Source organism: Nonomuraea sp. NPDC005983, assembly GCF_040614375.1.
Taxonomy (GTDB): domain Bacteria; phylum Actinomycetota; class Actinomycetes; order Streptosporangiales; family Streptosporangiaceae; genus Nonomuraea.
In genome coordinates this window covers 24,737-47,142 of record NZ_JBEXUP010000063.1, presented here as the reverse complement: position 1 = coordinate 47,142, position 22,406 = coordinate 24,737, and the positions used below count along the sequence as shown (strand labels likewise).

General features: G+C 70.7%; 19 protein-coding genes. 17 read left to right on the top strand and 2 right to left on the bottom strand.

Annotation, left to right across the window (positions count from 1 at the left end; translation table 11 throughout):
- From ABZ297_RS25880 to ABZ297_RS25865, 4 genes are all read left to right on the top strand, one after another.
- Positions 1-1,019: DUF2264 domain-containing protein (locus tag ABZ297_RS25880; protein ID WP_355350892.1), on the top strand; the 1,019-nt coding region annotated here is incomplete at its 5' end.
- Between the two features lie 207 nt (positions 1,020-1,226).
- Positions 1,227-1,748: a MarR family winged helix-turn-helix transcriptional regulator gene (locus ABZ297_RS25875; RefSeq protein ID WP_355350890.1), complete on the top strand. Its 522-nt coding sequence runs from the start codon at positions 1,227-1,229 to the stop codon at positions 1,746-1,748.
- Positions 1,749-1,932: 184 nt separating this feature from the next.
- Positions 1,933-2,841 (top strand): LLM class flavin-dependent oxidoreductase, encoded by a 909-nt coding sequence (locus tag ABZ297_RS25870; RefSeq protein WP_355350888.1) that lies wholly within the window; start codon positions 1,933-1,935, stop codon positions 2,839-2,841.
- Between the two features lie 185 nt (positions 2,842-3,026).
- Positions 3,027-3,845, top strand: a complete 819-nt coding sequence (locus ABZ297_RS25865) for a nucleotidyltransferase domain-containing protein (protein ID WP_355350886.1) — start codon at positions 3,027-3,029, stop codon at positions 3,843-3,845.
- Positions 3,846-3,924: 79 nt separating this feature from the next.
- Here the strand turns inward: ABZ297_RS25865 and ABZ297_RS25860 are convergent, their stop codons facing one another.
- Positions 3,925-5,133: an FAD-binding oxidoreductase gene (locus tag ABZ297_RS25860; protein ID WP_355350884.1), complete on the bottom strand. Its 1,209-nt coding sequence runs from the start codon at positions 5,131-5,133 to the stop codon at positions 3,925-3,927.
- A gap of 541 nt (positions 5,134-5,674) precedes the next feature.
- Here ABZ297_RS25860 and ABZ297_RS25855 point away from each other — a divergent pair.
- Positions 5,675-6,532 carry an alpha/beta hydrolase gene (locus ABZ297_RS25855; RefSeq protein ID WP_355350882.1) on the top strand — a complete coding sequence of 286 codons (858 nt, stop codon included), beginning with the start codon at positions 5,675-5,677 and terminating at the stop codon, positions 6,530-6,532.
- Positions 6,533-6,598: 66 nt separating this feature from the next.
- Here ABZ297_RS25855 and ABZ297_RS25850 read toward each other — a convergent pair whose 3' ends face one another.
- Positions 6,599-7,207 carry an XRE family transcriptional regulator gene (locus tag ABZ297_RS25850; protein ID WP_355350880.1) on the bottom strand — a complete coding sequence of 203 codons (609 nt, stop codon included), beginning with the start codon at positions 7,205-7,207 and terminating at the stop codon, positions 6,599-6,601.
- Between the two features lie 91 nt (positions 7,208-7,298).
- Between ABZ297_RS25850 and ABZ297_RS25845 the strand changes: the two genes are divergently transcribed.
- The 12 genes from ABZ297_RS25845 (at position 7,299) to ABZ297_RS25790 (ending at position 22,342) form a co-directional block, all read left to right on the top strand.
- A complete protein-coding gene (locus ABZ297_RS25845) occupies positions 7,299-7,922 on the top strand; it encodes a methyltransferase domain-containing protein (RefSeq protein WP_355350878.1) in 624 nt (207 codons plus the stop codon).
- 263 nt (positions 7,923-8,185) lie between these two features.
- The gene (locus tag ABZ297_RS25840; protein ID WP_355350876.1) at positions 8,186-9,001 is read left to right on the top strand and encodes an endo alpha-1,4 polygalactosaminidase; all 816 of its coding nucleotides are present in this window, start codon (positions 8,186-8,188) and stop codon (positions 8,999-9,001) included.
- A gap of 62 nt (positions 9,002-9,063) precedes the next feature.
- Complete coding sequence (locus tag ABZ297_RS25835) at positions 9,064-10,368, top strand: ABC transporter substrate-binding protein (RefSeq protein ID WP_355350874.1); 1,305 nt, start codon at positions 9,064-9,066, stop codon at positions 10,366-10,368.
- Positions 10,369-10,379: 11 nt separating this feature from the next.
- Positions 10,380-11,330, top strand: a complete 951-nt coding sequence (locus ABZ297_RS25830; protein WP_355350872.1) for a sugar ABC transporter permease — start codon at positions 10,380-10,382, stop codon at positions 11,328-11,330.
- Positions 11,327-12,208: a carbohydrate ABC transporter permease gene (locus ABZ297_RS25825; RefSeq protein ID WP_355350870.1), complete on the top strand. Its 882-nt coding sequence runs from the start codon at positions 11,327-11,329 to the stop codon at positions 12,206-12,208. Before ABZ297_RS25830 ends, ABZ297_RS25825 begins: the two co-directional genes overlap by 4 nt.
- A 26-nt stretch (positions 12,209-12,234) precedes the next feature.
- A complete protein-coding gene (locus ABZ297_RS25820) occupies positions 12,235-13,203 on the top strand; it encodes a carbohydrate kinase family protein (protein ID WP_355350868.1) in 969 nt (322 codons plus the stop codon).
- Positions 13,200-14,510, top strand: a complete 1,311-nt coding sequence (locus ABZ297_RS25815) for an alpha-glucosidase/alpha-galactosidase (RefSeq protein WP_355350866.1) — start codon at positions 13,200-13,202, stop codon at positions 14,508-14,510. The genes ABZ297_RS25820 and ABZ297_RS25815 overlap by 4 nt, the downstream gene beginning before the upstream one ends.
- A gap of 9 nt (positions 14,511-14,519) precedes the next feature.
- Positions 14,520-14,885 carry a hypothetical protein gene (locus tag ABZ297_RS25810; RefSeq protein WP_355350864.1) on the top strand — a complete coding sequence of 122 codons (366 nt, stop codon included), beginning with the start codon at positions 14,520-14,522 and terminating at the stop codon, positions 14,883-14,885.
- 149 nt (positions 14,886-15,034) lie between these two features.
- A complete protein-coding gene (locus ABZ297_RS25805) occupies positions 15,035-15,862 on the top strand; it encodes a hypothetical protein (RefSeq protein ID WP_355350862.1) in 828 nt (275 codons plus the stop codon).
- A gap of 149 nt (positions 15,863-16,011) precedes the next feature.
- Entirely contained in the window at positions 16,012-17,271 is a 1,260-nt protein-coding gene (locus tag ABZ297_RS25800; RefSeq protein ID WP_355350860.1) for an SGNH/GDSL hydrolase family protein, read from the top strand.
- Between the two features lie 243 nt (positions 17,272-17,514).
- Positions 17,515-17,940: a hypothetical protein gene (locus ABZ297_RS25795; protein WP_355350858.1), complete on the top strand. Its 426-nt coding sequence runs from the start codon at positions 17,515-17,517 to the stop codon at positions 17,938-17,940.
- Positions 17,921-22,342, top strand: a complete 4,422-nt coding sequence (locus ABZ297_RS25790; RefSeq protein WP_355350856.1) for an AAA family ATPase — start codon at positions 17,921-17,923, stop codon at positions 22,340-22,342. Before ABZ297_RS25795 ends, ABZ297_RS25790 begins: the two co-directional genes overlap by 20 nt.
- Positions 22,343-22,406 lie beyond the last annotated feature (64 nt).

Below are 22,406 nucleotides of genomic sequence, written 5' to 3'. Positions count from 1 at the left end.
CCCCGCTGGCGCCCGGCACCACCCGCCGCATCGCGAGCGGGGTGCTGCGGCACTTCGTCGAGCGGGGCGCGCCCGACGATCGAGGGCTGCTCACGCTCGGCTGGTACGACACGTTCCTGCCCTGCGTGCAGACCTACTCGGGGCCGGGCTCGCCGTACTGGGCCAGCAAGGCGTTCGTCGGCCTGCTGCTGCCCCCCGAACACCCCGCCTGGACGGACGCCGAGGAGCCCGCGCCCGTCGACCTCGCCGACCAGACGGTGGCCATGCCGAGCCCGGGCTGGCTGGTACACGCCACGAGGGACGACGGCGTCGTACGGCTGATCAACCACGGCAGTGACAACGACCGGATACAGAGCCCGTCCGGGCCGCCGGACCCGCACTACCTCAAGTTCGGCTACACCAGCCACACGGGCCCCGAGGCGGGGGAGCAGGCGGAGGGCGTCGACGGGCACCTGGCCGTCGTCTCGCCGGACGGCGCCGTCTCCCTCAGGCGGCGCATCGAGCCCCTCGCCGTGGGCGACCGCTTCGCCGCCTCCGCCTACCGGGACGAGCTGCCGGCCGGCCCGGTTCGCGTGGTGACCGCCTCGGTGGTCGACGGGGCCGCCGAGGTGCGGATCCACCAGGTCACCGCCCCCGCCGGGCACCAGGTCAGGGAGGGCGGGCACGCGCTGGCCGCCGCGGCCCCGCTCACCGTGGAGACAGGGGCGGCCATGGCGGTCGTCCGGCGCCCGGACGGGCTGACCAGCGCCGTGCGCGGCCTGCACGGCTACACGGGGTCCGGCGTCGCGACGGCGGAGGGCGCGAACGCGTACGGGCGGCACTCGGCCACGCCGTACGTGCTCGCGGACGCCCACCCCGGCGGCACAGCGGTGTACGTCAGCGTCGTACAGCTCACCGGCACGGGGGAGGAGCCGCCCGCGCCGGACGTGCGGGTCGAAGGCGACCAGGTCGCCCTGACCCTGCCGGGCGGTGACCAGGTGACGGTGAGCCTCGGCGAGCACCCCACCTGCGCCCGGTAGCCGGCGGCGAGCTTCCCGCTCGCGGCGGTGTCGGACGGTGGGCTCCCCGCTCGCGTGCGGTGGCGGACAGCATCGCGATGAGCCTCGGCCGAGCTTGCCCGCGTCCGGGGACGGGGCCGCGAGCCCCGTCCCCGATACCCGCTGTCGCGCAGACGGTATGCGGATGAGAAGGGTGGCTGGACAGGGAGCCGCCGTATGATTTCGAGCATGAGCGACGAGGGGCTGCCAGACCGGGCGCCGGCCGACCGCGCCGAAGGCGACCTGGGGTGGTCCCTCGGGGCGCTGTTGCGCGCTTTCCACCGTTCGGTCGTCACGGTGATCGGCGACTTTCCGCAGGGCCCGCGCGGCTACCAGACGCTGGCCACCGTGGTCCACGGCGATCAGCCGAACCAGCTCGCCCTCGCCACGCACCTGGGCATCGACCGCACCGTGATGACGTACCTCATCGACGACCTGGTCGAGGCCGGTCTGGTGGAACGCCGCCTCAACCCGTCCGACCGTCGCCAGCGCAAGATCGTCGCCACCGCGCACGGCGACAGTGTCCTGCGCGAGCTCGAGCGGCGGGTGCGCGGAGCTGAAGACGCCGTCCTCGGCGCGCTGGACGCGGCCGATCGCGCGACGTTCCGGCGCCTGCTGCGGCGGGCGGCGTGCGGTGTGCGCGACGTCGAGCCCTCCGTCGACCCGTGCGAGGTGGTCAGCGAGGTGCTGGGGGAGGACTCCGCCCGGTAAGGCGGCGTGCCGAGGCCGAGGTCGGCTTCCGTGGGGTGCGTGCCGGTCCCGGTGGCGGCCTCGCTCAGGTGCGGGCCCGGAATACCGTCCGGAAGTACGCTGTTGGGCGACACGTCTGTGCTGCATATAGTAAGCCGGGCAAAACATCTGTGATGTAGCGTATTCAACCGGAATGAGGGCGACCATGCCTGACTACGGCCACGATCTGATGTTCGGGTCCTTCGTCACCCCCGCCAACAGCGCGCCGGAGCAGGTGGTCGCCCTGGCGCAGGCGTCCGAGGCCGCGGGCCTGGATCTGGTGACCTTCCAGGACCACCCCTACCAGTCGGCCTTCCTCGACACCTGGACGCTGCTGTCATACGTCGCCGCGCGGACCGAGCGGATCCGGCTCTCGGGGAACGTCCTGAACCTCCCGCTGCGCCCGCCCGCCGTGCTCGCCCGGGCGGCGGCCAGCCTCGACCTGCTGAGCGGCGGCCGTTTCGAGCTCGGCCTGGGCGCCGGCGGGTTCTGGGACGCCATCGAGGCCATGGGCGGGCGCCGCCTGACTCCCGCGCAGGCCGTCGACGCGCTCAGTGAGGCCATCGACATCATCCGCGGCGTCTGGGACGCCGGCAACAAGGCGCGCTTCCGGGTGGACGGCGACTACTACCGGGTCGAGGGCGCCAAGCGCGGACCGGCCCCGGCCCACGACATCGGGATCTGGCTGGGTGCCTACAAGCCCCGGATGCTCCGCCTGACCGGATCCAAGGCCGACGGCTGGCTGCCGTCCCTGGCCTACGTCCGGAGCCTGGACCAACTCGCCGACAGCAACGCGACCATCGACGCCGCGGCCACGGAGGCCGGACGGGAACCCGCCGCCGTCCGCCGCCTGCTCAACATCGGCGGCCAGTTCGGCCCGCGCAGCGACCAGCTGCTGTCCGGCCCCCCGGCGCAGTGGGCGGAGCAGTTGGCCGTGCTGACCCTGGAGTACGGGTTCACCGCCTACATCCTCATGGGCGACGACCCCGCGGTCCTCGAGGTCTTCGGCAAGGAGGTCGCCCCGGCGGTACGCGAACTCGTCGCCGCCGAGCGCGCGACGAGGGCCGGGAGATAGCCGTGGACTACGGCCATCCGCTGCGGTTCGGCGTCCGCGTCGCCGCTGAAGAAGGCAACTCGGCAGCCCTGGCCGCCGGCCTACGAGCCGCCCTCCTGTCCCGCTGAGCCCCGGCCCTCGACGCGAAGGGCCGTTCGACGGAAAAGGGGAGGAGGGGGAGGGGGGATACGTGATCAGATGTGCCCATGGATGAGGTTGGCCTGAAGGCAGTCGCGCATCAGTTGATGGAGATCCCCGGAGTGGTCGCGGTCGTGCTTGGCGGCAGTCGGGCGCGCGGCACCCACCGCCCGGATTCCGACATCGACCTGGGTCTCTACTACCGGGGCACCCTGGACGTCGGCGCGCTGCGGACGCTGGCCGTGGAACTGGGCGGTGAAGGAACCGAGGTGACCGCGCCGGGCGGCTGGGGGCCGTGGGTCAACGGCGGCGGCTGGCTGACCATCGACGGCTGGCGAGTCGACTGGATCTACCGCGACCTCGACCGCGTCCACCGGATCTGGGACGACTGCCAGGAAGGTCGCTACGAGATCGGTGTCCAGGCCGGGCACCCGCTGGGCTTCTACTCCCACGCCTACGCCGGTGAGGTCGCCCTGTGCCGAGTCCTGGCCGATCCCAGCGGAGACCTCGCCGACCTGCGGGAACGGACCAGAGCGTACCCCGCAGCCCTGGGCGCCGCGCTCGTCGAGGGCCTTTGGGAGGCGGACTTCGCCGTGCAGCTGGCGCGCTACGGGGCGGTCGGCGCCGACCCCGCCTACGCGGCCGGATGCCTGTTCCGTGCCGTGGGCGTCGCCTGCCAGGCGCTGCACGGGCACGCGGGGCAGTGGCTGATCAACGAGAAGGGCATGGTGGCCTCGGCGGGCCGACTGCCCACGTCCCCGCAGGACTTCGCCGTACGAGCTCAGAGGCTCCTTGGCGACATCGGCGAGTCGACGCGGCAGATCGAGGAAACCGTCGCCGACGCGGCCGCCCTGGTGGGGGAGGTGAAGACGGCCGTAGGCCGCTGACCTCCAGAGCTCACGGGATGACGCAGCCGGTTCGCATGGGATTCGCTGCCCGCGTCCAGGGAGCCCGGCGCGGTTCAGGTCAATGCGTGTCGTAGATGTTGGAGTAGTGAGCGAGCGCGCGGGAGGAGATCTCCGCTTGCGTCCAATCGGCGAAACGGTCAGGGTGCAGCCGGTCGGGGTCGACCGGGGGTTCTCCCTTGCCGGTCAGCAGGTGGGCTACCAGCCGTCCGACGCCTCCGGAGTGGGTCACCCAGCTCGCCTCGGCCAGGTAGAGGCCGGGCAGCGCCGTGGGCGTCCCGACCAGGGGCAGTTCGTCAGGCGTGAGAGCGAAGACCCCGTTGATGCGGCGCTTCGGACCCGTTCCGCGCCATGCGGGAACGAGGGCGGCCGCGGTCGTGACCACGGGGTCGAAGTCTTGATGTGGGTAGGGGCGTTCGGCCGAGTCGCCGAGCGCGAGCGCGGCGACGGGGCGGGCCTGGTGCGCGTACGAGCCCAGCCCCCAACGGCGGCCGTGCTGGCGCGTGTAGACGGCGTGTTCTGGGTAGCGCACGATGGGCCGAGTCGTCGGCTCCAGCGCGTCCGCCAGTTCGGGCCGCTCGGGGCTCAGCACGTACGGATGCTCTACTGCGACCATGGGCAACCTCTGCCCGGCCGGCTCCGTCAGGCGGGTGCCCCAGATGCCCGTGGCCAGGACCACTCGTTCGGCACGTACGACGCCCGCATCGGTGACCACTCCGACCACGCGGCCGCCGGCCAAGGCAAGCTCGTGAACGGCCGTCCCCCAGCGGAAGGCGACCCCTCGGGCGGCGGCCGACTCAACCAGGGCCGTGGTGACAACGGTCGGCTCCGCCGCCCCGTCGGAGGGCACGTACAGGGCGCCGAGCGCCTGGCTCGGATCGACCAGACCAGGCGCGAGCCCGGCGGCTTCCTGCGGGGCGATGACACGGGCGTCGATGCCCAGGCGCTTACCCTGCTCGACGTCGGCGTGGAAGGACGCCAACCGCTCACCACCGGTGGCGATTTCCAGGCAGCCGACGCGCCGGAAGGCCGCAGTTCCCCTGCTGTCATGCAGCGTGCTGAAGGTCTTGACGCTGTCTTGCGCCAGGGCGGCCAGCTCGGGCGTGGAGCTCAGTTGGCCGACGAAACCGGGCGCCAGCCCGGTCGAGCCAGGGTGGGCGTCCGCTGCCCGGCGGTCCATGACGACCACATCGGTGCACCCGAGTTCAGCGAGGTGGTAGGCGACGCTCGCGCCGACCACCCCTGCTCCGACGATCAGTACATCCGGCATCTGGCTCTCTTCCTCCGTGCGTTCTTCCGCTCGACGCGGTAGACGGCTTCTAAAACAATAGATATTGACATAGAAGACGGAGATGTGGCACCCCCACGTCATCCCGGCTTGGCGGTCTGCCCTCCACGGGGGCACGCATCAAGCTCCAATACGGAGCCTGAGCAGCGCATTGCCCCATTGAGCCTTGTCTGGTCCGCCGCCGATCCGGGCCCCATGGTCCGGCCCGCCCACCCCGGCTTGGCCGCTTGTGATTGGTTCCGGGAAGCCTCATCCCCGTTGTCAATGACGGGGTCGCATGCGAGCCAGGCGGGCGTGTTCATCGGCGGGGACGAACATTTCCGGCAATAGCCTGCCGATCATCGCCTGCGAGCAGGCGCCTGTTGGGCGGACGCCGCGACGACGGGCCTGGCCGCGGGCGCCGGGTGGGGCGGCGGGCGGGTTCGCAACTCTTTACGGCATATTGTATTGTGGCCGAGCCAATAGATTATGGCGTATAGAGATGCCTTCGGGCTCTGGACAAGAACACTTGAGAGGACACCGAATGCCATCCGCGACCCTGCACGACGGATCCGCGATCGAGATCGAGATTCACGGTGACGGACCGACCGTCCTGCTGCCCGTGAACCCCACGCCGGCCGAGGAGGGCCCCCAGGCCGAGGAGATGCGCAAGTGGGGAGCGGACCCCTCGCTCGGCCACTCCCTTCTGACCGGCCTGCGGGACACGTTCCGAGTGGTCGCCTTCGACTACGAGGGGCACGTGCAGGCCCACCCGAAGGCCGAGACGCTCACCCCCGACAACGTCGCCCGTGATCTGCTCGCCGTCGCCGACGCGGCCGGCGCCGACCGTTTCGCCTACTACGGATACTCGTGGCTGGCCGTGATCGGCATGCAGCTGGCGATCCGCACCGACCGCCTCACAGCGCTCGTCATGGGCGGCTTCCCGCCGGTCGGCGGGCCGTACGCCGAGATGCTCGGCGTCACCGCCGCGACCTACCGGATGGCCGTCGAGCCGCAGAGTCCGCCGCCCGCCCAGCCGGCGGAGGTGGGCGACTGGGAGAACGCCCCCATGTCCCTGTCGGAGGACCAGACCCGCCAGTACGTCATCCTCTACGAGGCGCTCCGGGGCTTCGACGACCGGGCCGCCCAAGACCGGATCACCTGCCCCAGGCTGTGCTTCGCCGGCTCGGCCGACCAGATCCAATACGGCCCGAAGTGGGACGACATCCTGGTGGACATCGCAGGGCCGATCCTCGCCCGGCGCACGGAGCTCGAAGGGCTCGGCTGGGACGTGCGCGTCCTCGACGGGCTCGACCACATGCAGGCCATGCAGGCGAACCAGGTCAGCCCGGTCGTCCACCCGTGGCTCGTCTCCAAGCTCCTCCCGGCACGCGCGAGCTGACACCGCCGCGCCGGCGCCTGCCGGCAGGTCCGCTGACGCCTGTGGAGCGACGGCCCGGCGGGCGTGTCAGGACGTGACCGAAGGGCCACGGGTGGGGCGGGCGCGGACGTGCAGGCGTTCGCCCTGGGGGCCGAAGAGGCAGAGGAGCTCGACCGGTTCCCGGCCGGGGTTGGCGAACCAGTGCGGCACCCGGGTGTCGAACTCGGCGACCTCGCCGGGCGCGAGGATCACGTCATGCTCGCCGAGGACCAGGCGCAGCCGCCCGGACAGGACGTAGATCCAGTCGTAGCCCTCGTGGGTGCGGGGGTCGGGCTCGGTGTCCGGCCATTCTGGCGGGATGACCTGCTTGAAGGCGTGCAGCCCGCCGGGCCGGCGAGTGAGCTGGATGTAGGTGCTGCCGTGGTGCTGGAACGAGCGCAACCGGACGCGGGGGTCTCCGGTGGGCGGCGCGTCGACCAGCTCGTCGAGCGACACCTGATGGGCCCGCGCCAGGGGCAGCAGCAGCTCCAGGGTCGGCCGGCGCTGCCCGGACTCCAGGCGCGACAGGGTGCTGATGGAGATGCCGGTGGACTCCGACAGCTCGGTCAGGGTGGCCCCGCGCTGCCGGCGCAGGGTTCGCAGCCGCGGCCCGACGGCCTGCAGGACCTCGTCCAGGTCCGTCTCGTCATCTTCCACGGCCTCCAGTTTGCCATATCGGCAACGAAGGTTGTCAGTCCGGAGCCGGGCCGTGCAGGATCGCGCCAGCCACGGGAAAGGAAGGCTGACGATGACCGACGAGGCAGAGCGGTTCTGGGAAGAGCGATATCAGGAGCGTGACCGGGTGTGGAGCGGGCGGGCGAACCCCGTCCTGGTGGACGTTGTCGGCCCGCTGCCGGCCGGCGCCGCGCTGGACCTCGGCTGCGGGGAAGGAGGCGACGCGGTCTGGCTGGCCGGGCTGGGCTGGCAGGTGACGGCCGTGGACGTGTCCGCCACCGCCCTCAGCCGAGCCTCTGCCGCCGCGGAGGCGGCCGGCGTCGAGGCCCGCATCGACTTCCAGCGACACGACCTGGCCCACTCCTTCCCCTCCGGTGCGTTCGACCTGGTCTCCGCCCAGTTCCTGCAGTCGCCGGTGGAGTTCCCCCGTGACCGCGTCCTGCGGGCGGCGGCCCGCGCCGTGGCGTCCGGCGGGCTCCTGCTGATCGTCGAGCACGGAGCCTTCCCGCCCTGGGCACGGCACCATGAACCGCACCCGCGCTTCCCCAGCCCGGAGGAGACTCTGGCCGTGCTCGACCTGAGCCCCGGGCAGTGGCGCACCGAACGGCTGGGCTCCCCGGAGCGCGAGGCCACGGGCCCGGACGGGCAGCGCGGCACCCTCATCGACAACGTCGTCGCGGTCAGACGCCTCGCCTAGCCACGCGGATGGCGGGCCGTCCCGTGGAACGGGACCGGCCCGCCGGTGAGCAATGTTGCGCTGTATCAGCCTGATTCGAGCAACTCCACGCTCTTGACAGGAGAGTTCTCGCTCGATTTACTCCGATGCACGCCGGATTGAGCATCCGGCGGCAGAGGTACGCCTAGCCGGTATGTGGCACGCGCCCGAGCCCGGACTAAGTCGCCAGGATCGCTGTCAGCGTCCGAGGCGGGGACGTACCCTCCAGCGTCTGGAGCGCGACGATGCGAGCGAATCGTCTCCCCACCCGTAGATCTCTCGGCGCCGCCGTGGCCCTCACGACCGCGCTGGCCGCCCCGCTCCTCACTCCGTCCACGGCGTCGGCCGCCACAGTCGTGTCGCCCCCCGCGCACGCCGGGTTCGACTACCAGATCGGCGGCCCGTACACGCCGCCGTCAGGGGTCAAGGTGGTCAGCCGCGACCACGAGGCGAGCCCAGCCGCCGGTCTGTACAACATCTGCTACGTCAACGCCTTCCAGGTCCAGACCGGCGCCGAGCAGGAGTGGGACGCCGACCTGCTGCTACGGGACGCCAACGGCAAGGTGGTGGTCGACGAGAACTGGAACGAGGCGCTGCTCGACCTGCGTACCGACGCCAAGCGGCAGCGTGTCGCGGCGAAGGTGAACGGCTGGATCGACGGCTGCAAGGCCAAGGGGTTCCAGGCGGTCGAGCCCGACAACTACGACAGCTACGAGCGGTCGCTCGGCCTGGTGAGCAAGGCGAACGCCCAGGCGTACATCCGCCTGCTGTCCGCGCACGCGCACGCCCAGGGCCTGGCGATCGCCCAGAAGAACACCGTGGAGCTGGCAGGCTCGCGCCGGCAGAACGGGCTGGACTTCGCGGTCGCCGAGGAGTGCGGCGCCTACGACGAGTGCGGCGACTACACCGCGGCGTTCGGCGACAACGTGATCGTGATCGAGTACACCGCGCGGGGCCTGTCGAAGGCCTGCTCGGGCTGGGGCGGCCGGCTGAGCGTCGTCCGCCGCGACGTGAACGTCTCTGCCAAGGGCAGCAGCGGATACGTCCGGCAGACCTGCTGATAACGTCCGGTTTCCCTGTTATCTCGGAGGTACAGATGGAGGCGATCCATCGCGATGCCCCCATGCCATCACGTCGTGGACTCCTGCGCGGCGCCGGCGCCCTGGCGCTGTCCGCGGTCGGGAGCGTGGCCGTGGCCGGGTGCGGGAAAGGCGCCGATGACGGCGTCGGCCCCGACGGGCGGGTCACGATCGAACTGTGGCACGGACAGACCGACACGGCCCTGAAAGCCATCAAGCAGCTGGTGGCCGACTTCCAACGCGCGCACCCCGGCATCAGGGTCGACATCGGCGGGGGAGTGCTGGCCGACGCGATGCTGCAGAAGATCACCGCGGCGCTCGCGTCGGGCTCCTACCCCGACATCGCCTACATCTTCGGCTCGGACCTGGCCAGCATCGCGCGCAGCCCGCAGGTGGTCGACCTGACCGGCACCGTCAACTCCGGCCCCACGCCGTGGACCGACTACTGGGCGCCCGCGCGGGCGGCCGTCACCGTCAACGGCCAGGTCCGGGCCGCTCCCGCGGTGGTCGACGCGCTGGCCGTGGTCTGCAACAAGAAGCTGTTCCGCCAGGCCGGGGTGCCCCTGCCCGAGCCCGGCTGGACGTGGCAGAAGTTCGTCGAGACGGCCCAGCGGCTCACCGACGCGGGACGCGGCACGTTCGGCACGGGCTGGCCGGGCGTGGGCGACGAGGACACCGTGTGGCGGCTGTGGCCCCTCGTCTGGGACCTCGGCGGCGACGTGATCGCCGGCGACGGCCGCAGCATCGGGTTCGCCGGCGTCGGGGTCCAGGCCCTGCAGGTGCTGGAGGCGCTCGCCCGCGCCTCCAGCGTCTACATCGACCCCAAGCCGGGCAGCGAGCAGATGTACCAGGTCTTCCTGTCCGGCCGGATGGGGATGGTGCTCACCGGCCCGTGGCAGCTGCCCGACATCGAGGACGCCGAGATCGACTACCACGTGGTGCCGCTGCCCACCTTCAGCGGCCGGCCGGTGACGATCTCGGGCCCCGACACGTGGACCGTGTTCGACAACGGCAGCGCGCGCGTACAGGCCGCCCGCACCTTTCTGATCTGGCTGATGCAGCCCGCCCAGGACGTCCGCTGGGACGTGGAGGCGGGCAGCCTGCCGCTGAGCCGGGCCACCCAGTCCCTGCCCGCCTGGCGGGAGAAGACCGCCGGCTCCCAGGGCCTGAAGGTGTTCACGCAGGCGCTGGAGTCGGCGCGGGCACGCCCGGCCCATCCCGCCTATCCCCAGATCTCCCAGGCGCTCGGGCAGGCCATCGTCGCCGTGCTGCTCCGCAAGAGCACCCCCGCCGAAGCGCTGCGCAGCTGCGCCGACGAGGCCAACGCTGCCCTGCTCATCCCGCGTTGAGGAGCACTTCCATGCCCGGTCCCCCCAAACCGTTCACCATCTCCGACCACGAACTGCGTCAACGTGCCCTGCGCCGGTCACGCCGCCACGAGTCGAGGACCGCCTGGGCGTTCATCTCCCCGTCGGTGCTGGTCATCCTCGGGCTCAGCATCGTGCCCACGGTCTGGTCGCTGTTGCTGTCCTTCCAGGCCGACGACCTGGTCACGCCGAGCCGCTGGGTGGGGCTGGACAACTACTACGCGCTGACCAAGGACCCGCACTTCGGGCAGGCCGTACGCAACACGCTGGTGTACACGGTGCTGTACGTCCCGCTCAGCATCGTCCTGGGGCTGGCGCTCGCCCTCGTCCTGAACCAGCGGATCAGGCTCGTCGGCCTGTACCGCACGCTGATCTTCGTGCCGTTCGTCGCCTCGGCCACGGCCCAGGGGACGCTGTTCTCCTTCATCCTCGACCCGCAGTTCGGCGCGGCCAACGCGGTGCTGCACGCGCTCGGCGTCTCCCCGCAGGGGTTCTTCACCGACCCCGGCCAGGCGATGCCCGTCCTCGTGGCCGTCACGTTGTGGAGCGGACTGGGCTTCTGCGTGGTGGTGTACCTCGCGGCCCTCCAGGACGTGCCGCGCCCCCTGATCGAGGCGGCGCGGCTGGACGGCGCCGGACGGTGGCACCTGCTGCGGCACGTCACCCTGCCCACGATCACCCCGGTCAGTGTGTTCCTCGTGCTCTGGCAGACCATCAACGCACTCCAGCTCTTCGACCTGGTGTACGTGACGACCAAGGGCGGCCCCCTCGGCGCCACCACCGTGATCGTCTACTTCATCTGGGAGCAGGCGTTCAAGAACTTCACCGCCGGTTACGGGGCCGCGGCCGCGTACGTCCTCGCCGTGGCCCTGTTCGTGATCGCCGCCGGTCTTCGCGTGCTCCGGGGCCGCGAAGGCCGGCGTCTCGAAGGAGCCACCCGATGACGGCGACCCTGACCACCTCCCCTCACCGGGCCGCGCACGCCGGCGCGCCACGGCGGGGCCGCGCCCGGCTGCCGTTCAGCCCCTGGCACCTGCTGCTGGCCCCGCTCGCGCTGGTCTTCGCGATCCCGCTGATCTGGCTGCTGCTCAGCTCCGTGATGAGCAACGCGGAGATCAACCGGTTCCCTCCAGCGTTGTGGCCGTCGGGCATCGACCTCGGGGGATACCGGTACGTCCTGGGCAACGCCATGTTCCCCCGCTGGTTCGCCAACTCGCTGATCGTCTCCGCCGTCGCGGTCGCGTCCAACCTGCTGTTCGGCGCGCTCGGCGGGTACGCCTTCGCCCGCATGCGGTTCGCGGGCTCCCGCGTGCTGCTGGTGCTGATGCTGGCCACGATGGCCATCCCCTTCCAGCTGACGATGATCCCGACGTTCCTCGTCATGAAGCGCCTCGGGCTCATCGACACGCTGGGCGCGCTGATCGTGCCCTCGCTGGTCACGCCGTTCGCCGTGTTCCTGCTGCGGCAGTTCTTCCTCTCCCTGCCCAGGGAGCTGGAGGAGGCCGCCTGGATCGACGGCTGCTCGCGGCTGCGGGTGCTGTTCCGCGTCGTGCTGCCGCTGTCGCGTCCGGCGCTGAGCACCGTGGCGATCCTGACGTTCCTGTCGACCTGGAACGATCTGACCTGGCCGCTGATCGCCATCAACCACGACACCCAGTACACCCTGCAGCTCGGGCTGGCGACCTTCCAGGGGCAGCACCACACCCAGTGGGCGGCCGTCATGGCAGGCAACGTGATCACGGTGCTGCCGGTTCTGCTCGCCTTCGTCGGCGCGCAGAAGGCGTTCATCCAGTCCATCACGTCCAGCGGCCTCAAGGGCTGACCTCCGCAACCGACTACGGGAAACCGATGCACCACACTTTCGACCTGCTCGTCATCGGGGACGCCAACCCCGACGTCATCGTCGGCCCGCTGGACGCGCCGCTCGCCTTCGAGCAGCGTGAACAGCTCGTCGGCGCCGGCGCGCTCACCCTCGGCGGCTCCGCGGCGATCATGGCCTGCGGCGCCGCGCGCCTCGGCCTCAAGGTCGCCTTCGCCGGCCGCGTCGGCGACGACGACGCCGGCCGCTACGTCCGCGACACCCTGGCCGCTCGCGGGGTCGACACCGGCGCCCTGCGCATGGACGCGGAGCTGCCCACCCCCCTCACCGTCGTGGTGACCCGCGCGGACGACCGCGCGATCCTCACCGCCCCCGGCACGCTGGCGGCGACCACCGGTGACGACGTCCCCGAGTCGTTGCTCACCGACAGCAGGCACGTGCACGCCGCCTCCTACTTCCTGATGCCCGCGCTCGCGCGGGCGCTGCCCCGCCTGCTGCGCGCCGCGCGCGCCCACGGCGCCACCACCTCGCTCGACACCAACGACGACCCGTCGGGGCGGTGGGACCCCCTCGGCCTGCCCGCCGTGCTCGCCGAGACCGACATCCTGCTCCCCAACGCCCGCGAGGCGCGCCACCTCGCGCGCCACCTCATAGGGCCCGCCGCAGACTCGCCGGAGGCGGCCGCCGCCCTCCTTGCCGCGCGCGGGCCGCTGGTGGCCGTCAAGAACGGCGCCGACGGCGCCCTCTGCCACGACGGCACCACCCTCACCAGCACCCGCGGCATCACCGTGACCCCCGTCGACACCGTCGGCGCCGGAGACAGCTTCGACGCCGGTTTCGTCGCCGCGACCCTGGCAGGCCTGCCCCCCGCCGACGCCCTGGACGTCGCCGCCGCCTGCGGAGCCCTGTCCACCCGTGCCCACGGCGGCACCTCGGCCCAGGCCACCTGGGACGAGGCCGTCGCGCACGTGACCCGTATCGGAAAGCACCTGTCATGAGCACCATCAAGATCACATTCATCGGCGCGGGAAGCGTCGTCTTCACCCAGGGCCTGCTCGCGGATCTGTTCGCCTTCCCCGAGCTGAAGGACGTCCACGTCGCCCTGCACGACATCGACGCCGAGCGCCTGGCCACCGCCGAGCGGGCCGCCCGGCACATCGCCGCCGAGCGCGGGGCCCACCCCCGCGTCACCGCCCACGCCGACCGGCGGGAGGCGCTCGACGGCGCCGACTTCGTCATCAACATCGTGCAGGTCGGCATGGGCGAGGCGACCCGCACCGACTTCGCCGTCCCCGCCAGGTACGGTCTGCGCCAGACCATCGGCGACACCCTCGGCATCGGCGGCATCTTCCGCGCGCTGCGCACCTTCCCGCTGCTGCGATCCCTGGGCGAGGACATCGCCGCCGTCTGCCCCCAGGCGTGGCTGCTCAACTACACCAACCCGATGGCGATGAACGTCCAGTACCTCGCCCAGGCCGCCGGGCTGACGCGCGTGGTCGGCCTGTGCCATTCGGTGTACTGGACGATACGCGGCCTGTCCGACCTGCTGCAGGTGCCGTTCGAGGAGGTCCGTTACCGTGCCGCGGGCGTCAACCACCAGGCGTGGGTGCTGCGCTTCGAGCACGACGGCGTCGACCTGTACCCCCGCCTGGACGCCCTGATCGCGGCCGACGAGCAGCTGCGCCGCAGGGTCCGCGTCGACATGTACCGGCGGCTGGGCTACTACCCGACCGAGACCAGCGAGCACTCCTCCGAGTACGTGCCCTGGTACCTGCACCACGACGGCGAGATCGAGCGGCTGCGCCTGCCCGTCGGCGCCTACCTCGACATCGTCGAGCAGAACGTGGCCAGCTACGAGCGGACACGCGACGCCCTGGCCGCCGGAGAACCGCTCCCGGTCGAGGGGACCCTGGAGTACGCCCCCCAGATCATCCACAGCATCACCACGGGCATGCCCCGGACCGTCTACGGCAACGTCCCCAACCACGGCCTGATCGACAACCTGCCCGGCCACGGCGTGGTCGAGGTGCCCTGCCTGGTCGACGCACTGGGCGTGCAGCCGACCCGCATCGGGGTGCTGCCCGCCCAGCTGGCGGCGCTGAACCGGACCTACCTGAGCGTCACCGACCTCGTCGTCAGGGCCGCGATCGAGGACGAGCCGCGCCACATCCGCCACGCCGCCATGACCGACCCGGCGACCGCCGCGACGCTGACCGTCGAACAGATCTGGGAGCTGTGCGACGACATGGTGACGGCCCACGCCGACCGCCTTCAGCCCGCATTGCGCGCCACCCTGGGTAGCTGAACGTAGCTGGTGTCCGAGGTGATGCTGGCCGAGGGCGCGCCCGACAGCCCGGAGGCGCGCGAGATCTCCTGGCTCGTGGTCAACGAGCCCGACGCCTGGTACGTCGGCGGGCGGCAGGTCCTCGACGAGGAGCCTCCCCGCTACGTCGTGCGGGTGAGCGTTCCCGCCGGGTCGCTGGACGACGACAAGCGAGCCGACATGATCACCCGCATCACCCGCGTCCTGTCCCAGGCCGAGGACGACCCGGAGCGGCTCTACGACCGGCCCGTCGCCTGGGTCCACGTGGTCGAGATCTCCGATGGGAACTGGGGCGCCGCCGGGCGGGTCTTCCGGCTTCCCGACATCGTCTCCTTCGTCACCGGCGCGGCAGTCTGAGCCACGGGCCTGACGTCCGTCGGGCGGCGGCGCTCTCGCGGCCGCCCGACGGACGTCAGGGCCGCGCGTCAGGCGGCGGCGCTCTCGCGGAACGGGTCGGCGGTGTGCTTTATGTAGGTTTGGGGCAACCCCGAACTGTCAGGAGAAGCATGGCGTCCACCCGGCCCCGAGTCCTTTTCGTCACCGACCTCGCCTACCAGGCCCGGGGGCGGCGCTACTGCGACGAGGACATCTTCCTGTCCTCCCGGCTGCGGGAAGACTTCGACCTCGCCCTGTGCCACCCGGTGGACGCCGCCGCCCTGATGGACGCCTTCGACGCGGTCGTGGTCCGCAACAGCGGGCCGGTCCTGCACTACCAGGAGCAGTACGACGCCTTCCGCGCCCAGGCCGCCCAGCGCGGCACCCGCGTCTACAACCCGCTGTCCGGCCGGGCCGACATGGCGGGCAAACAGTACCTCCTTGACCTGACCACAGCCGGATACCCGGTCATCCCCACCGTCGACCGCCCCCAGGACCTCGGCCGCCTGCCCGAGGCGGACCAGTACGCGGTCAAGCCCAAGGCCGGAGCGGACTCCATCGGCCTGGAGTTCGTCACCCGCGACCGGCTCGCCGACGTCGCCTACGGGGACGTCCTGGTCCAGCCGCGCGTCGACTTCCGCTACGAGGTGTCGTTCTACTACGTCGACCACACCTTCCAGTACGCCCTGCACGCCCCCCGTCCCGACCAGCGGTGGAGCCTGGAACCGTACGAGCCCACCGAAGCCGACCTCGACTTCGCCCGGCGCTTCGTCGAGTGGAACACCATCGACCACGGCATCCAGCGCGTCGACGCCTGCCGCACCCGCGACGGCGCGCTGCTGCTGGTCGAGCTGGAGGACCTCAACCCGTACCTGTCGCTGGACCTGGTCCCCGAGCGGACCCGCGACGCCTTCGTCGCCGGCGTGAAGGCGTCCCTTCACCGGTTCCTCGACACCTGACGCGGCGATTTGACCGAATGGCGGACGCGGGCTCGACCGAAAGGCCGATCCCCGGCCTGAGCGGTTCTCGGGACGATCTTCGACGATCGTTCCGACAACTGACTTGGAGTGCCGAAGTGAGAAAGCCATCGAGGTGGCGAGGATCGGTAGTGCTGGCCGTGGCGCTGTGCGCGGCCACGGCCGTGCCGGCGGCCGCGCAGGACCGCGCGGCCGCCGAGAACTGGGTCGCGACGTGGGGGGCGGCGGTCCAGCGCCCCACCCCCGGCACCGAGGACGACGGGCCCAACTGGTCGGTCGCAGGGTTCAGGGACCACACGCTCCGGCAGGTCGTCAGGGTCACCGCGGCCGGTTCCCAGGCGCGCATCCGGCTGTCCAACCTGTACGGCACGAAACCCCTGAAGATCACGGGCGCCCGGCTCGGCAGGTCGGCCGGGGGCGCGCTGGTGTGGCCGGGCAGCTCGCGCGTCCTGCGATTCGGCGGGAAGCCGGCGACGGAGATCCCGCCGGGCAAGGAGGCCGTCAGCGACCCGGTCGCGCTGACCACCTCGCCGCTGGAGAAGCTGGCCGTGACCCTGCGGCTGTCCGGCGCGACCGGCCCCGCGACCTTCCACCGCTTCACCACCGCGACCTCCTACCGCGCGCAGGGCGACCACCTGTCCGACCAGGGCGTCGACGCCTTCAACCAGTCCACCGGCGCGTGGTACTACCTGAGCGGCGTGGAGGTCGCCGCGGACGCGCCCGTCGTCGTGGCCTTCGGCGACTCGCTCGTCGACGGCGTCGGCTCCAGCGCCGGCGCCGACGTCAGGTTCGTTGACCAGCTCGCGGAGCGGCTCGTCGAGGCGGGCGGCCGGGCCGGGACGGTCAACGCGGGCATCGCGGGCAGCCGCCTGCTGAACGACTCCGCCTGCTTCGGCGACAAGGCGCCGGACCGCTTCCGCCGCGACGTGCTGGACCGCCCCGGCGTCAAGGCCGTCGTCATCCACCTCGGCGCCAACGACCTCGGCTACCCCCAGATCGACAGCGCGTGTACCAAGCCCAACCCGCGCGTCACCGTGGCGCAGCTCATCGAAGGTCACCAGGCGCTGATCAGGTCCGCCCACGCCCGCGGCGTCAGAGCCATCGGCGTCACCATCCCCCCGCTGAAGGGGGCGCTGTTCCCGTTCTGGAACGAGGACGTGGAGAAGGCCAGAACGGCGCTCAACCAGTGGATCCGCACCGGCGGCGGGTACGACGCCGTCCTGGACGCCGACCACGCCGTCGCGGACCCCGCCGCGCCCGGTCGTCCCCGGCCTGGCTACGTCTTCGTGGACGGGCTGCACCCCAACGACGCCGGCTCGCACGCCATCGCGTCCGCCCTGCGCCTGGAGGACCTGAAGCTCGGGGCCGGAGGCCCGCGCCTCCCCTCGTAGCGAGGACTGCGCCTCAAGCGCGAGATCCTCTTCCCGAGCGGCGCACCTTTATGTATGTGTATTCACTTCGTCGATCGGATATGGATGCGCCTGACCCGCTCGATGACTCCGGGAAATCCGGCTCACCCGAAGAGCGTAACGTTAGTAATCCGTATCCGACGACAAGTAAAAAGGTTGCCCGGGCTGGGTAGGACGTTTTTAGTAGCTTGGTGAACTGGTCCGGCGGTGGATGAAGGGGGACCGGTGACGGCGAATATCACCGTGGTCGCACGGGGGACCGCAGCGGGAGACGATGCTCGCGGACTGCGTGACTGGCTGGTCGCGGAGGACGAACTGGCGGGCCGCGTCAAGCTGAGCGAGGGAACTCCGGAGCCGGATCGTCTGGGTGTGCCGACGGACGTGATCATGCTGATGCTCGCTCCAGGTGGAGCGGTGACCGCGTTCTCCGCGGCTGTCATCACCTGGATTCGCCATCGAACGGGCACCGCCACGATCACGATCCGCCGTGAGGACCGCACCGAGGTGAAGATCTCGGCGCAACGGGTCCGCGCCCTGGACGGTCAGGCTCTCACAGCGCTCACCCGGGAGCTCGGAGGCTGGCTGGAGGGGGAACCCGGGCGACCACCTCTGCGTGAACTGGCGGGTAGCGATGACACAGCTGACCAGTGACCCCAGGCCGGCTCTCGTCGGGCTGGCGGAAGCGGACATCCTGCTGGTGGGAACCGGCACTCACCTGCCCGGCTCGCGCTTACCGGACGTGCCGGCCATTCCAGGCACTCTTGCCGACCTGGCCGACACGCTGGTCGAACGGTGCAACGCCGCTCGTGACCGGATCCGGATCGTTGTGGATCCCGAGAACAACGGCGAATTCGGTGACGCACTCCAATCCCTGGCGGAGCGGGCATCGGACGTCCTGCTGGTCTGCTTCGCCGGTCACGGCTTGCTGACCGATCGAGGCGTGCTGCATCTGGCCACGCGAGAGAGCGGCAGGCACAGGCGCCACGAGTACACCGCGTGGCCCTACGAATATCTGCGACAGTTCGTACTGGACAGTCCGGCGCGCGTGAAGATAGTGATACTCGACTGCTGCTTCTCGGGGCGGGCCGTCGGCTCGTTAAGCGATCCAGAGGGAATCGCGGAGCTGACTGAAATAGCCGGCGCATTCGTGCTCACCTCCGCGGGAAGGGACGAGCTCGCACTCGCCCCGAGGAACGCAGAGCACACCGCCTTCTTCGGCGCGCTTATTCGCCTGCTCGTCCACGGTGATTTAGTGGGGCCCGAATTCCTGACACTGAATCACGTCTTCCGATACCTGAGCCGGGTCCTGCCCGCGGCCGGTTGCCCTCGCCCACGGCGGAAGGTGACGGGGCTGGCGGGTGACCTGGTTCTCGCGCCCAACGTGGCGCATCTGTCGAGGGGTGCGCCGGAGGCGCGGCCGTCCGGGCAGGTGGGCGCGCCGGCGCAGGACCTGTGCCCGTACCCCGGCCTCAGCCCGTACCTGGAGAAGCAGACCGCGTGGTTCTTCGGCAGGGAGAAGGCGACGGCCGACCTCGTCCGGAGACTTGCCGAGCATTACGACGATCCCGCGGCACTTCTGGTGACCGGGGCGTCGGGCTCTGGCAAGACCTCGCTGCTGAGGGCCGGGTTGCTCCCGGCGATCGCGCGGGGTGAGCTGGGGATCGCGGGCTCTGCCGGGTGGCCGAGGCTCGTGCTCACACCGTCCACCGACCCGTTGGCTGCCCTGGCGTCACGCCTTGCCCTCGTGTGCGACATTCCCGCCGACGAATTGACCGCGCGGCTTGCCGGCGGCCTGACGGAGGCGGCCGAGGTCTGGCAGGAGATCGCGAACGCCGCCTTCCCCGATGAGACGCTCCCCGGCCGGCTGGTCCTGGTGGTGGACCAGTTCGAGGAGATCTTCACGGAGTGCGCGGACAGGGAGCGTCGGCTCTGCTTCATTCGCGCGCTGCACGCGTCCGAGCCCGCCGCCCTCGTCGTTCTGGGGATGCGCGCTGATTTTCTGGGCCGCTGCGCTGACCATCCCGAACTCGCGCGTGCTCTAGCCCGTCCCGTGGTCGTCGGTCCCATGACGGCTTCGGAACTGGGGGCGGCGATCGAACGTCCCGCGGCGACCCTCGGCTTGGACGTCGAGCCGGGGCTCACCGACCTGCTTCTGAAGGACCTGGGAGCCCGTGAGAGCGGAGCAGCCTACGAGGCGGGACGGCTGCCGCTGCTGTCGCACGCTCTTCGCATGACCTGGCAGCGGCGCGAGAGCCAGGTGCTGACCGTCGCCTCCTACACGAGCACGGGCGGGATACATGGCGCGCTAGCTCACACGGCAGACCGGGTGCTGGACGGCATGGACGAGTCCTTGCGCGCCCTCGCGCGCCCCCTGTTCCTGCGGCTCGTCCATATCGGCGGTGAAGGCACCGAGGACACCCGCAGACGTGTTCCGCGCGAACACCTGCTGGCCGAGCTGCCACAGGCGGCGGACGAGGTCGGTGAGCTGCTGGAGTGCTTCGCCTCCGACCACGCACGTCTCATCACCGTGGACGACGGGTTGGTGGAGATCACCCACGAGGCGCTCCTGCGCGCGTGGCCGACGCTTCGCTCCTGGATCGACACCGATCGGGCCGGATTGCTGGTGGAACAGCAACTGCTGGAGGCGGCTCACCGATGGGACCTGGACGAGCGGGACTCCAGCGGGCTCTACCGCGGTAACCGGCTTGCGCTCACCCGCGACTGGGCAGAACGCGCCGCGCATCGGGCGAGCCTCGGGCCGCTCGCCTGTGCCTTCCTCGACGCGAGCATCCAGCACGACTCCATGCAGCGGAGGGCTGCCCGCACTCGCGGACGCCTGCGGAACGCGGCCATCCTGGCACTGACAGTGCTGCTCGTCGTCAGCGTGGGTCTCGTCGGCATGACCGAGTATCTCCGGCGCAGCGCCAACGCGCAGCGGGACATCGCGGAGGCGAACAACCTCACGGCCAAAGCGGCGCAGTTGCGCCAGTCCGACCCCATCACCGCCATGCGGCTTTCCTTGGCGGCTCATGCCATCGCGCAGACCGACGAGACCCGATCGTCTCTGCTCGGGTCGCTGCTTCAGCCGGAGCTGTCCGTGTTCACGCCGGCCATGACGGACTACGCCGCGTACAGCGGGGACGGTTCCACCGAGGCCGTGGTGGTCGGCAACGACATCCAGGTCTGGGACATCGGAACCAGGCGACTGAAGACCGTTCTGCGCGGCGCGGCCAGGAACGTGTCGGAAATAATGCTCAATCACGATGGGGGGTTGCTGGGCACGAATTTCGGCGACAGCAACGAGACGGGAAGAAGTAGCGCTCTTTGGGACGTCACCCGGGAGGGCCGATCACTCGCGGTGCCGTCAGGGCGGATTCGGCTCGTGGCGGCGTCAGGACTCGTCGCGTCCGCGGCCGGAGAGAACGAAAGGCTCGTCCGGCTCCCCGGCCTCACGCCCATCGCCGGCCTGCCCGCCGGGGCCTTTCGCGTGGAGACCGACCCGTCCGGCGGGCTGGCCGCGGTGACGACCACTGATCATCATGTCGACCTGTACAGAATCGGGACGACGGCGACCCGGATCACCAGGTTGGCGTTGCGGCCGGACGGCGCTTCCGGTAGCGAGTACGGGCCGAACGATCTGCACGTGAGCCCGGACGGACGGTGGGTCTTGGCGATCGGTGACGCCATGCTGCTCGACACCACGGGCATGCGGAAAGCCAGGCGTGTGAAGGCGGCAACGGGTACGCATGAGGACTCGGTCAACGCGGGCGCCTTCACCAGGGACGGCCGAGTGATGGCGACCGCGAACGGATGGGCCGTACAGCTCTGGGACACCGAGACGCTGAGGGAACTGCACCGGTTCAGCTATCCCGGGTTCCAGGTGACGACTGTGGGCTTCAGCAGGGACGAGACCGCACTGATGGTCGGCGGTCGTGGCGGAACCCTGCGCATGGTCGACGTGCGCTCGCTCACCCGTCCCACGGTGTTGCACACCAAGGCCGGTGTCGCCGGCGGCCCGGTGCTGGGGGCGCTGTTCAGCCCTGACGGGCACACCGTCGCCACGGTCGCCGAGGACGCCGTCCGGTTCTGGGACAGCCGCACTGGCGAGCAGGTGGGCGAGGACGTCAAAGGGCCTTGGGACACGACGTGGGACACCCTCCAGCCTGTGGCGGTCATGGTTCCGGCCATGTCTTTCTCCGAGGATGGAAAGACCTTGGCGGTCGTGCGATCCAATCACGTCGTCTCGCTCATCGACGTGGCGCGCACGGTCGAGCGGACGCGTATCACGGTGTCCGAGCGTGCCAAGGACCAGGACGAGGTGCTCGCCCTGGCGTTTCAACCGCACCATGACGTTCTCGCCATCTCTGATCGCGACTTCCACGTTCGGCTGTGGGACGTCAACCGCATGACCCAACTGGTCGTCCCCGTCGACCGCGTGATCACTACGCTTGCCTGGGACAGGGAAGGCCGGCACCTCGCGCTCAGCCACCCGAGCCAGACGATGGTGTGGGATCCGGCCTCCGCCACGAACAAGCCGGAGGGGGGTTTCGCCCTGGAACACAGCAGCGAGGCGCTCGCCTTCAGTCCTGATGGGCGCAAACTGGTGGTGCGAGGCGAGAACGACTGCGCCTGCGGCGGGCCGATCGGCCCGTCCATTGACGCCAGGGTCTGGATGTGGGACTCGGCAACAGGAAAGCCGTTAAATCCGCCCATGTCGGGCCACTCGGAGCCAGCCATAGCTGCGGTCTTCTCTCCTGACGGCACCATGCTTGCCACAGCCGGCGCCGACGACACCGTCCGCCTGTGGGACGCGGAAACTCACGCCCCGATCGGGGTCCCGATCTCCGACCATGCGAGCGACGTTGTCGCCGTGTTCTTCAGCGCTGACAGCCGGACCCTGCGGACCCTGGGGGCGGACGGCAGGCTCTTGGACATCGATCTAGTCACTGACGATGCGGTCCACGCGGTCTGCCGGCGAGCCGGCGGGGGGATGACGGAGCAGGAATGGGGGAGTCGCCTACCCGCAGGGATGGCCTACAAGCCGACCTGCTGATCAGCGGCTGCGCCACCTGCATGCCCCCTCTGCGACGTTCGCATGGCCCTCCCTTTGTCACGTC

What these genes read in the sequence shown, in the direction of transcription:
- ABZ297_RS25820 (WP_355350868.1), top strand. Translation starts at nt 12,235, where the DNA reads ATGCACCACACTTTCGACCTGCTCGTCATCGGGGACGCCAACCCCGAC.
- ABZ297_RS25870 (WP_355350888.1), top strand. Translation starts at nt 1,933, where the DNA reads ATGCCTGACTACGGCCACGATCTGATGTTCGGGTCCTTCGTCACCCCC.
- ABZ297_RS25830 (WP_355350872.1), top strand. Translation starts at nt 10,380, where the DNA reads ATGCCCGGTCCCCCCAAACCGTTCACCATCTCCGACCACGAACTGCGT.
- ABZ297_RS25865 (WP_355350886.1), top strand. Translation starts at nt 3,027, where the DNA reads ATGGATGAGGTTGGCCTGAAGGCAGTCGCGCATCAGTTGATGGAGATC.
- ABZ297_RS25815 (WP_355350866.1), top strand. Translation starts at nt 13,200, where the DNA reads ATGAGCACCATCAAGATCACATTCATCGGCGCGGGAAGCGTCGTCTTC.
- ABZ297_RS25875 (WP_355350890.1), top strand. Translation starts at nt 1,227, where the DNA reads ATGAGCGACGAGGGGCTGCCAGACCGGGCGCCGGCCGACCGCGCCGAA.
- ABZ297_RS25835 (WP_355350874.1), top strand. Translation starts at nt 9,064, where the DNA reads ATGCCATCACGTCGTGGACTCCTGCGCGGCGCCGGCGCCCTGGCGCTG.
- ABZ297_RS25855 (WP_355350882.1), top strand. Translation starts at nt 5,675, where the DNA reads ATGCCATCCGCGACCCTGCACGACGGATCCGCGATCGAGATCGAGATT.
- ABZ297_RS25845 (WP_355350878.1), top strand. Translation starts at nt 7,299, where the DNA reads ATGACCGACGAGGCAGAGCGGTTCTGGGAAGAGCGATATCAGGAGCGT.
- ABZ297_RS25860 (WP_355350884.1), bottom strand. Translation starts at nt 5,133, where the DNA reads ATGCCGGATGTACTGATCGTCGGAGCAGGGGTGGTCGGCGCGAGCGTC.
- ABZ297_RS25825 (WP_355350870.1), top strand. Translation starts at nt 11,327, where the DNA reads ATGACGGCGACCCTGACCACCTCCCCTCACCGGGCCGCGCACGCCGGC.
- ABZ297_RS25805 (WP_355350862.1), top strand. Translation starts at nt 15,035, where the DNA reads ATGGCGTCCACCCGGCCCCGAGTCCTTTTCGTCACCGACCTCGCCTAC.
- ABZ297_RS25840 (WP_355350876.1), top strand. Translation starts at nt 8,186, where the DNA reads ATGCGAGCGAATCGTCTCCCCACCCGTAGATCTCTCGGCGCCGCCGTG.
- ABZ297_RS25790 (WP_355350856.1), top strand. Translation starts at nt 17,921, where the DNA reads ATGACACAGCTGACCAGTGACCCCAGGCCGGCTCTCGTCGGGCTGGCG.